Origin of the sequence: Clostridium sp., from assembly GCF_051278035.1 — a bacterium.
Classification (GTDB): domain Bacteria; phylum Bacillota; class Clostridia; order Clostridiales; family Clostridiaceae; genus Clostridium_AD.
In genome coordinates, this window is the sequence record NZ_JBNMNU010000290.1 from 1 (window position 1) to 3,250 (window position 3,250).

Consider the following 3,250-nt stretch of genomic DNA (forward strand, 5'->3'; position numbering starts at 1 on the left):
CAAGAAACTTTTAGATTTATTCTGAAAGTTTTTTGTTTTTATTTATCTTAAAATATAAAATTAGATTTAATAACATTTTTAGCATAAATACTAACCTCAAATAGTATTTATTAATTCATAGTTAATAATTATTAAAGGGGTAGATATTTATGTTAAATAAAATACCAAAACTTATTTATGATATTTGTGGGGATAAAGTAGACGTCATGAATTGTACGAGAGTTTTTTTTGCAAATAGGAATGAGGAGGGTTACGTGCTTCATGTAGAACAACATGACAGAGTTACATCTATAAATGAATTTGACTTAGAAAAAAAAGCAGATAAGTATTATTGTACAAGAAAGCTATTTAGTAAATAAAATATTTGTAGTATAATTATATATAAGTACAATATGTTGAAGGAGGATATGTCTATTTACATTATAAACAGAATTATAATAACAATAAATAGATACAGGGGGTAATAAATGCTAAGCCAGCGAGAGAAAACAATGGTTTTGGAATATTTTTCAACAGAAAACCAACCGATAGAAATAATAAATGAATTAAATGATGGACAATCTGGCGCAGCTGTATATACAGTGGAATTTGGAGAATCTCGAAAACTTGGAGTTTTAAAAATACAAGAAATAAATGAAAGTGGACTTCATAACATAGCGTTTTTACAATCTAGAGAAAATTCTATTGAGGGATTTATCCCTAAAATTATTGATGAAGTTGAAATTTTATGTAAAAATAATATAAAGAGATTTGGAGTGCTATATGAATTGGGCGGAGATACTGTACTAGGAATAAAAACCCTTAAATATTCATTGGAAAATGAATTAGCATTAGTTAAGCAAACTTCAGAGCAAGTAGCAAAATTTTTATATACTTGGAACAAACCTCATACATCTGAAATTAAATCGCCTATTGATATCGTGAAAAGCTCATTAGGTTATAGATTTATGGATTCAAAACTTATAAAGGCTTTTGAAACATTAATGATTGATGAAGATAAAAAGTGGTTAGTTATTGATGGGGTTGATAAATTTTTCCCAAATCCTTATAAATTCTTTACTGATGAAGCAGTATGGAATGGTAACCAGATTAAATATTTGGATTCCTGTATACATGGTGATTTTCATGGAGGTAATATAATTGTTTCAGTTAAAAAACCCTCTATTATTGACTTTGGAACTTATCAAGTTCATAGCAATATATTCTATGATACAAGGTATTTAGAATTGCATTCACTAATGGATTATTTAAAATTTGATAACAACAAGCAAAGAAAATTTTGGATTAGTTTATGTGAAGAGTTAACAAGAAATGTAAAATATGTTGATATTCCTGATGGAGAAGGAGCTAGTATACTTAGAGATATAATACCAGAACTCAGACACGGTATAGATTATTTGCTCTCAGATTCTAGAAACAAACTATATGAGCCATCTTTTTATTTAGCTGGAGTCTCTGCGGGTTTAAATTTCATTCGTAAAACAAATGATGAAAATAAAAGAATGGCAGCAATGATATATACAATGTATAACTTAAGAGCTGTTTTAAAGCATGAACTTATAGATTTATATAATCCCAGTCTTTCTTCAAGTACTAGTGTTGGATGGTTTTTAGATAAAACTTCAATGAGTGAGTATTTAGATGAGGAGTTAATATATAAGATTGATGAAAAGGCATATCATATTTCCGGTATAATAAAAAATAAATCTATAGAACTTACGGTTGAACCCATTATAAACCTTAGTAGTGGAAAAGTTAAATCATTAGAAATATTAGTTAGAGATTCAAGACTAGAATTTTTTCCGGATGATATGTTTGAAAAGGCGAGACTTACAGGAGACTTAGAAAATCTTACTATGCTAGCTTGCGATAAATTAGCTAATTATCTAGATAAACTTGGACCATTTACTGAAGAGGGGTTGTTTTTTAAGATTCAATCGGATACTACAAGACATACTATTAAAAAAGTTATAAAGAAATTGAAAGGTGCAAACTTAGTTTTAGAAATTACGCAACGTATACCAAGAAGTGCATTCTGGCGTAATTTTGCTAATGAGCTAAAATTTAAAATAGCTATGGATAACTATGGAGAGGGTAATTCTAATATGGTGGAATTAATAAAAATGAAGCCACATTTTATAAGAATTTCTCAGGAAATAGTAAGAGATATTGAGAAAGATGAAATAAAGGCATTAATGGTAGAACATATGGTTAGAATGGCTATAAAAACTGGTATGAAAATTATAGCTGAGGGAATACGAACCCTAGAAGAAAAGGAAAAACTAGTGGAACTCGGTGTTGAATATGGCCAGGGTACATATTTTTCTTCTGCTATGCTTATTGATCATGCGGATTATGAAATTTGGAAACAGGGATTCTAGAAAAAAAGGCATTTCTTTATAAAGAAATGCCTTTTTTATTATTATTTACAGAAGAATATATAACCCTATTTTAAAAGGCATATGGCGTTTGAAGAGATTCCCTCACAGCGTCCGGTGAAGCCAAGCCCTTCTTCGGTAGTAGCTTTAATATTAACTTTATCAATAGGTAGTTGTAGAGCATCTGCAATATTTTTTACCATAGAGGGAATATATGGTGCCATTTTAGGCCTTTGTGCAATAATTGTAGCATCGATATTTTCAATTATATAGTTTTCGCTATTTAGTAAACTGCATACGTGCTTAAGTAAAACAATGCTAGAAATGCCTTTATATTTAGTCTCAGTATCAGGAAAATGATTGCCAATGTCACCCAGAGCTGCGGCGCCTAGAAGAGCATCCATAATAGCGTGAATGAGAACATCGGCGTCTGAATGGCCGAGTAAACCAGTTTCGTGTGGTATGGTTACTCCACCAAGTATTAGATTCTTATCCTTAACTAATTTATGAACATCGTATCCCATTCCAATTCTCAAATTAATTACCTCTTTTCAATTTAATTTATCTGTTTCTTAAATCGTATATGATTATATGCCTAATATAGCATTTCATAAGAAAGGAATCAAGAAATTTTATTATACGAAGCAATTCAAATAAATAACAAATATATAATTAAATGTTAGTTACAATAAAGAAATATGATATAATAATTAGACATCTTAAAAATATCATAAAATGGATGGAGGCAAAATTATGAAAAAGAGCTATATCGCAATAATTTTTATGATTATAGGAGCGGCAATAATTATCTCTGCTTTATCAATGCGGTACGAGGCTAATATAAAACAAAAGATGATGATTCAAGATTTTAA

General features: G+C 29.4%; 3 protein-coding genes. 2 read left to right on the forward strand and 1 reads right to left on the reverse strand.

The window, feature by feature from the left end:
• Positions 1 to 149 precede the first annotated feature (149 nt).
• Together ACJAX4_RS23080 and ACJAX4_RS23085 are read left to right on the forward strand one after the other, a co-directional pair.
• Positions 150 to 359, forward strand: a complete 210-nt coding sequence (locus ACJAX4_RS23080; protein ID WP_435791785.1) for a hypothetical protein — start codon at positions 150 to 152, stop codon at positions 357 to 359.
• Between the two features lie 108 nt (positions 360 to 467).
• The gene (locus tag ACJAX4_RS23085; protein WP_435791786.1) at positions 468 to 2,381 is read left to right on the forward strand and encodes an EAL domain-containing protein; all 1,914 of its coding nucleotides are present in this window, start codon (positions 468 to 470) and stop codon (positions 2,379 to 2,381) included.
• A gap of 65 nt (positions 2,382 to 2,446) precedes the next feature.
• Here the strand turns inward: ACJAX4_RS23085 and ispF are convergent, their stop codons facing one another.
• Positions 2,447 to 2,914, reverse strand: a complete 468-nt coding sequence (ispF, locus tag ACJAX4_RS23090; protein ID WP_435791787.1) for a 2-C-methyl-D-erythritol 2,4-cyclodiphosphate synthase — start codon at positions 2,912 to 2,914, stop codon at positions 2,447 to 2,449.
• Positions 2,915 to 3,250 lie beyond the last annotated feature (336 nt).

Coding starts and splice junctions, on each gene's coding strand:
- ACJAX4_RS23085 (WP_435791786.1), top strand. CDS start 468: ATGCTAAGCCAGCGAGAGAAAACAATGGTTTTGGAATATTTTTCAACA.
- ACJAX4_RS23080 (WP_435791785.1), top strand. CDS start 150: ATGTTAAATAAAATACCAAAACTTATTTATGATATTTGTGGGGATAAA.